The 5,475-nt window shown below is 47.6% G+C and carries 11 protein-coding genes and 1 pseudogene; 3 read left to right on the top strand and 9 right to left on the bottom strand.

All coding sequences use genetic code 11. The features are described from left to right. The 3 genes and pseudogenes from HMPREF9420_RS01425 to HMPREF9420_RS14940 form a co-directional block, all read left to right on the top strand. Window positions 1-157: pseudogene (locus HMPREF9420_RS01425) on the top strand (DUF3872 domain-containing protein); the annotation flags it as partial. Further along, window positions 154-681, top strand: a complete 528-nt coding sequence (locus HMPREF9420_RS01420; protein WP_004291526.1) for a glycoside hydrolase family protein — start codon at window positions 154-156, stop codon at window positions 679-681. The pseudogene HMPREF9420_RS01425 and the gene HMPREF9420_RS01420, both read left to right, overlap by 4 nt. Before the next feature lie 64 nt (window positions 682-745). Then, the gene (locus HMPREF9420_RS14940; RefSeq protein WP_004291527.1) at window positions 746-1,135 is read left to right on the top strand and encodes a hypothetical protein; all 390 of its coding nucleotides are present in this window, start codon (window positions 746-748) and stop codon (window positions 1,133-1,135) included. A gap of 33 nt (window positions 1,136-1,168) precedes the next feature. Here the strand turns inward: HMPREF9420_RS14940 and HMPREF9420_RS01410 are convergent, their stop codons facing one another. The 9 genes from HMPREF9420_RS01410 to HMPREF9420_RS14365 form a co-directional block, all read right to left on the bottom strand. Beyond that, entirely contained in the window at window positions 1,169-1,477 is a 309-nt protein-coding gene (locus tag HMPREF9420_RS01410) for a hypothetical protein (RefSeq protein WP_004304290.1), read from the bottom strand. Window positions 1,478-1,530: 53 nt separating this feature from the next. Then, a complete protein-coding gene (locus HMPREF9420_RS01405) occupies window positions 1,531-1,776 on the bottom strand; it encodes a DUF6956 domain-containing protein (protein WP_004291529.1) in 246 nt (81 codons plus the stop codon). Next, the gene (locus HMPREF9420_RS13005; protein WP_004304291.1) at window positions 1,773-2,006 is read right to left on the bottom strand and encodes a DUF3873 domain-containing protein; all 234 of its coding nucleotides are present in this window, start codon (window positions 2,004-2,006) and stop codon (window positions 1,773-1,775) included. Before HMPREF9420_RS13005 ends, HMPREF9420_RS01405 begins: the two co-directional genes overlap by 4 nt. A gap of 19 nt (window positions 2,007-2,025) precedes the next feature. Next, complete coding sequence (locus HMPREF9420_RS01400; protein WP_004291531.1) at window positions 2,026-2,283, bottom strand: hypothetical protein; 258 nt, start codon at window positions 2,281-2,283, stop codon at window positions 2,026-2,028. 24 nt (window positions 2,284-2,307) lie between these two features. Further along, window positions 2,308-3,639, bottom strand: coding sequence for a PcfJ domain-containing protein (locus HMPREF9420_RS01395; RefSeq protein WP_004291532.1), 1,332 nt, complete (start codon window positions 3,637-3,639; stop codon window positions 2,308-2,310). Next, window positions 3,636-4,052 (bottom strand): PcfK-like family protein, encoded by a 417-nt coding sequence (locus HMPREF9420_RS01390; protein ID WP_004291533.1) that lies wholly within the window; start codon window positions 4,050-4,052, stop codon window positions 3,636-3,638. The genes HMPREF9420_RS01395 and HMPREF9420_RS01390 overlap by 4 nt, the downstream gene beginning before the upstream one ends. Window positions 4,053-4,065: 13 nt before the next feature. Then, on the bottom strand, window positions 4,066-4,287 hold the full coding sequence (locus HMPREF9420_RS01385) for a hypothetical protein (protein ID WP_004291534.1): 222 nt from the start codon (window positions 4,285-4,287) through the stop codon (window positions 4,066-4,068). A gap of 11 nt (window positions 4,288-4,298) precedes the next feature. Further along, window positions 4,299-4,514: a hypothetical protein gene (locus HMPREF9420_RS01380; protein ID WP_004291535.1), complete on the bottom strand. Its 216-nt coding sequence runs from the start codon at window positions 4,512-4,514 to the stop codon at window positions 4,299-4,301. A 161-nt stretch (window positions 4,515-4,675) separates the two neighbouring features. Beyond that, window positions 4,676-5,062 carry a hypothetical protein gene (locus tag HMPREF9420_RS14365; protein ID WP_009126113.1) on the bottom strand — a complete coding sequence of 129 codons (387 nt, stop codon included), beginning with the start codon at window positions 5,060-5,062 and terminating at the stop codon, window positions 4,676-4,678. Window positions 5,063-5,475 lie beyond the last annotated feature (413 nt).

Genomic DNA, 5,475 nt, shown 5'->3' with positions numbered 1-5,475 from the left:
CACGGCGGCGGGTGATGAGGCGCATAATTTCATCGTGGTGGTGGAGGATAACTTTAGCAACTCCTACGAACTGGAATTTGACTTCAACAACAGGAATGTAAAGGACGACGATCTTACCATCGTTCCCATCGGCAACTTCAGCCCCTTGTTGAAATGATGCGTGTATTCATGACAATGCTCTGTTCACTTCTGACGGTCTGTTCTGTGTCCGCGCAGATCAGCCGCCAAGAGGGAACGGACGGGCAGGCGGCAATCTACCGACTGCCGCTTATGGAACGTGCTTTTTTATGCTGCCGCTACTTTGAAGGCTGGCACTCAGAAAAACACTACCCATACGTCGGTTGGGGTCACAAACTTTTGCCAAACGAGAAGTATTCGGCACGAACCATGACAAAACGGGATGCGGATGAACTTTTGCGGAAAGACCTGCGCAAATTTGTCGCCATGTTCCGTAAATTCGGGGTTGATTCGATTTTGCTTGGCACGTTAGCTTACAATGTGGGACCGGCGAAGCTGTTAGGCAGCAAAACAATCCCCAAAAGCACCTTAATCAAGAAGCTGGAAGCTGGTGACAGGAACATCTACCGTGAGTATATAGCCTTCTGCAACTACAAAGGAAAACGCCACGCCATGCTGCTCAAACGGAGAAAGGCGGAGTTTGCGCTGTTGTATATCCCATAAAAGGACTGACAAAACTGGCAAAAGACGTGCCATATTTAACTTGGCACGTCTTTTGCTCTATCACTTGATAGATTATCGTAGGATTTTCTCGTTAATTGACATCGTTGAGCCATTTTTGCCTATCGGTTTCCAAATAACACTTCAAGTTGTAAGTGTTGTGAGAGCAATACAAAACATAGTTATTAACCATAAAAAGTATAGCGAAATTATGAAGAAAGTATTTAGGAAAATTCAGAAAGGAACAACAAAAATGATTGAACGTATCAAATCGTTGGGGGAAATGGAGACGAAGCAGAAATGTGTAGTTCAACGGTTCGAGATTATCATTCCCCTCCACCAAAAAATAACGACCCAATATATAGCCTCCGCAAGTTTTACTTGCGGATTTTTTAGTTATCGCAGATTGGACAAAGGTTTCTTTGCTACTTTCTTTGTCCGCCATCATGCTCACTGAAAGAAAGTAGGGCGGCTCTCGCCGCCCCGCCACTCAAAAGCGTGTGTAAAGTCCCGTCACCATCGTGAACATTTCCTCCAGCATATCAAAATAGATACCCTCGTGTACGGCAATGTCCTTTGTCTTGCACTCAAAGGTCTTTTTGCTGAACGTCCTGCGGTAGAAGCGCATATTGTAGAGGTCTGCCCCTTCGTCATAGATGATGTCAAGGCGGTTGGCACTTGTTTTGTTCCTTGCAAGGCTCATCCGTAAGCCGTTGCCCATATCTATGAAATCACGGCTACCTGTCATGGCGGTGAAGCGTTTTCCGCCTATCTGCTGTAATATCGTCTTGGCTATCATATCTTTTGTTTTTAGGGTTTTAAGTATTGGCGGTGCGGACACCGCCATCCCGTTCAAAATTCTCGCATTTCGGAAATGGGGGTCTGCCGTTGTAGCCACTCTTTCACACATTCCATATTGTACTCGCTCGTGATGACTGCCGTATGGCTGTCGGTGGCGGTGAAACGTGTGCTTTCGTAATCATCTATCCACCCCTTGAGGGTGTCCGTTCCCCACGCTCCGGTATCGTCAAAGATACCGTCCAATGCCGTGATAGGTTCGCTGAACTTGACTATCAGCGTTTGATAGGTCGTGTTCATAGTCTGTCCTCCTTTCCCTTCTTTGCGTTCAGCCACTTGTCCCGTGCGGCTCGGCACTCGTCCAACGTGGGTTTGACACAAGAGAACAATTCTCTGTCTATGGGGTGGCGGTAGTCGTACTGCACAAGTGTCCGCCTGCGTCTTCCGATACCCGATTGGAAACGCTCGTATTTCTCCGTACCTGCTTCCGCGCAGGTGCTTACTCCGTTGATGGTCATTCGTGTTGTCATAATGTTGCTTTTTAGATGGTTAAAAATGTACTGACAGAACTCTGTTCTTCATCACCATTTCGGGGTTGCTTGTGTAGCGTTGGTGCAGGTAGAAATGGTGTGAGCCGAAGCCGTAAAGGAAAAACTTGTCAAGTTCGTGCTTCTCGGCAAACTCCTTTACGCTCTTTCTCAATTCCCCCTCACTCGTTGTGAGAGTGAGGAGGTTCACAAATTCAAGGAACATCGTGGGGATTGCATCATCCCACACACAAATCATACTTTCAATTCTTACTTCCATATCAATGTTGTTTTAGGGGTTATGCTATGCCGCTTTCATCCGCTCACGGATAAGGTTGGCGTTCTTGTTCACAAGGTCTATGATGCGCTCGTGATATTCGGTGTCCTGGTTGTGCTTGCCGTGGCACTGCACCACTTCGAGGGTTCGCAAGTCCACCTCTACGGTTTCAATAATCTCATCGCCAATCCTTGCCGATAGTATGAGGGTGTCGGCTTTCTTGTAGTATCCACTGCCAAACACGCAGATGCCCTGCGTCTTGCCCTCGTTGTAATACTCGTCTATGCTTTCAAGCACCTTGACGATTATTTCCTCGTCCGTGATTACCAAGCCGAAGAATTTGGATTTGTTGGCGATGAAATCCTCCGCATCTTTCTTTCGTTGGAGTTGTCGCTGTTGCTCACGCTCACGCCTTTCAATCTCCCAACGGCGTTGCTCTGCGGCTCTTTCCTTCTCGTGTATGGCTTCAATTTTTCGGGTTGCGTTGTCGTGTGCCGCCATGAAATCTTCGGGACAGATGTTCTTCGGGTTACGGAGGTCTTGACCGAGTTTTTTGAGCATACGCAGATAGTCGCACCACATTGAGAGGTTGTCTATCTGATACTTGTGACGCTTGGCAATCAGATATGATGCCCAACATTCATCGGCAGTACGGGTATTGAAAAGAAAGTGTTTCATGACCTCAATCTCACCGCCTTTCATAAGGGTTTCAATTCTTGGGTCTGAAAGCAAGGCTTTGAAAAGACGCACGGGGGAGATGCCGTGGAAATCGCCCTTGAAGCCGTTACGTCTGAGTTGGGGCAATATCCTCATCTTTGGATATGCACAGCTTCTTGCCACCACATCATCGTATAGGCTGTTGTGCGGTCTTACCTCCATATCGCTGCCTAATGCCCACACATCGCAATAGCAGAAAAGGAAGCCACGGAGCAACGCCATGTCCGTAACCTTGCCGTCGGGTGAAATCCAACGCTGCACGACCTCGTGGCAGTAGAAACGCATCGGTTCGCCTTTCCTGCTCTCGCATCTGACCTGCGCCACGCGGATTACCTGATACCCTTTGCAGGTGGTTATCACGCTGAAATTCTGCGTTTCCTTGTAGATGCGTCTGCGTGTGTCCTGCACTTTGAGTTCGGCATGGCATTTGGGGCAGGTGCAGCCTTCAAGGGTGTCGCATAGTCCGCTGTCGCTGTGCCACTCGTGACCGCAGTCGGAACAGGTGATGTTCCCTTTCTTGGTGCGGTAGCCGATATGCTCAACGCAGTGGCGGTATGCCCAATCTATTTGTGTCGCTGATATGGGGCGAAGGTTGGCGGAAAGTCTTGCCACCTCTTTCTGTATCTTGGTCTTCGGTTTCATAAGCCTAAATCAAATAATGAGGGTTGGGGTTGGTTTTCTTTTCTCGCTGACGGTCTGTGGCGGTTCTGCAACTTGCGGAGTTCCTCCTCTTGGTATTTGCGGACAGCGTTCTGACGTGCCTCCGCCTTTTCCTCTGCCGTGAGTTTCACAACGTGGTTCACAACCACTTGGCAGTCCATCGGTTTGCCCACCTCTATCTCGTTTTCCTCATAGTAGTGGATGGCTTGCCCGAATATCTCTCCGTCCGTGAAACCGTTGCAACCGCTTTTCTGCACATAGTTCAGAATGTGGGTCACGCACTCGTCCATGTTCTTGGCAGGGTTGCGGTACTTCTTTGCAAATAGCGCATCTTCCTCCGCACGCTGTTCCAAGTACATATATATCGTTCTCTTGAAATGGTCTGTTCCTTTCATATCGCTGTCATTTTTAGATTATCTGTTTCAGTATCTCTCTCCAATAGGTCGGCTCTACCTCGCTGAGAAGGAAGTCCATGAAATCCCTCCGTGCGTCCTTGTTCAGTTCGTGGTACAATCTTCGGAAAGTTTCAAAATTGCCGTTGATGTACGTTTCCACCATATACACGAAGATGTTGTCCACCTCGTAATATCTGCACTGCTGCGCTGCCGTCTTGCTGTTTCTTTTTGCCATGTCGGTAAGGGTTAAAGGGTGAATAACCAAAGGATGAAGCCAAAGAAGGCAATGGTGGAAAGGATAGCCACGATTACACCTATCGCCACTCGGAACACTCCGTTTACAATCTCTCTGATGATGCCCCAAAGGATGCCGAACACCCCGAAGGCGGTGCGCATCATCAAGCCGCATATCGCCAACCCGATGTGTTGCGCCATTTGTCTGAAATTTGCCGTTGCCGTCATATCTTCGCTGTTTTTGATTTTTTTGTTTTTAATGCGGATTCAAGAGCTGAGGGAGTTGAGTTTCAAACTATCTTATCTGCCTCTCGTTTATCCGACATTTTTTTTATGCGTCTTTCTGTCGCATCGGTCGTTTTCGTTTCGGGTGCTTGAAAAGGTAGGGATTAGGGAATGCAAGGTTTTTCGGTCAAAATACTACCCGCAGGGCTGGAGATTTTTACCGAAAACAGGAGGCTTGACCTTGCTTTCCCGTCCAATCCCGGAATTACCTTTGCGCCCAGAACGAAAATGACTGACTGATGCGGCTTACTGAAAGGCGCAAAATGGAGGTAAACGAAAACAGAGGCAGATTGTGTAGAAAAAAACTTCAGGGGAAAATCCGTAAAAAAAAGAATCACCAAAAGGAAAAAGACATCACCGGAAGCGTGAAAAGGGCAAACCACAACAAAGGAAGTATGATTGTTTCCGATCCGACGGAACTTGTTCAGCCGGGTGGCAACAATCATTCTTCCCGGTTTGTCCGGCTGTGTGTGGGCGCCTGTTTCATTCATGGGGCAGGCTGACACACTCTGCATTCACTTTCCGCTTCCGGCAAAAGAGACAGCGAAAAAAGAAAAATCATTTGAAAACCCGTAAAAGCACCTCTTGGCATAGGCGCAAAAGAAAGGGGCATTGCTTCATCTGTCTAAACATCGTTTAGGCGTGAGGCAATGCCCTTTTCTCCAGCTATGCGGTAGTCGGCACACGTTTGTTCCAAACTCGTTTTGGGCAATGGTGTGCCGACGGACAATACCGCTTTTACGGAAAATTCTTATGAATGAGGGGATAAAAAACGGGAGTTTATATCAAAATCTCGAATTAAATAGCTACTTTTGCATACGAAGAGTTCTTTGAAGGTTACGCAACGCGCAGAAGGATAATGCAGTAGATAACTAACTAAATCGTAACCTATTACTATCAAGAG

This window comes from Segatella salivae DSM 15606, from assembly GCF_000185845.1.
Classification (GTDB): domain Bacteria; phylum Bacteroidota; class Bacteroidia; order Bacteroidales; family Bacteroidaceae; genus Prevotella; species Prevotella salivae.
Note: the sequence above shows the minus strand (reverse complement) of the source record. Positions and strands in the feature narration are given on the sequence as shown.

Coding starts and splice junctions, on each gene's coding strand:
- HMPREF9420_RS01420 (WP_004291526.1), top strand. CDS start 154: ATGATGCGTGTATTCATGACAATGCTCTGTTCACTTCTGACGGTCTGT.
- HMPREF9420_RS01410 (WP_004304290.1), bottom strand. CDS start 1,477: ATGATAGCCAAGACGATATTACAGCAGATAGGCGGAAAACGCTTCACC.
- HMPREF9420_RS01405 (WP_004291529.1), bottom strand. CDS start 1,776: ATGAACACGACCTATCAAACGCTGATAGTCAAGTTCAGCGAACCTATC.
- HMPREF9420_RS13005 (WP_004304291.1), bottom strand. CDS start 2,006: ATGACAACACGAATGACCATCAACGGAGTAAGCACCTGCGCGGAAGCA.
- HMPREF9420_RS01400 (WP_004291531.1), bottom strand. CDS start 2,283: ATGGAAGTAAGAATTGAAAGTATGATTTGTGTGTGGGATGATGCAATC.
- HMPREF9420_RS01395 (WP_004291532.1), bottom strand. CDS start 3,639: ATGAAACCGAAGACCAAGATACAGAAAGAGGTGGCAAGACTTTCCGCC.
- HMPREF9420_RS01390 (WP_004291533.1), bottom strand. CDS start 4,052: ATGAAAGGAACAGACCATTTCAAGAGAACGATATATATGTACTTGGAA.
- HMPREF9420_RS01385 (WP_004291534.1), bottom strand. CDS start 4,287: ATGGCAAAAAGAAACAGCAAGACGGCAGCGCAGCAGTGCAGATATTAC.
- HMPREF9420_RS01380 (WP_004291535.1), bottom strand. CDS start 4,514: ATGACGGCAACGGCAAATTTCAGACAAATGGCGCAACACATCGGGTTG.
- HMPREF9420_RS14365 (WP_009126113.1), bottom strand. CDS start 5,062: ATGAATGAAACAGGCGCCCACACACAGCCGGACAAACCGGGAAGAATG.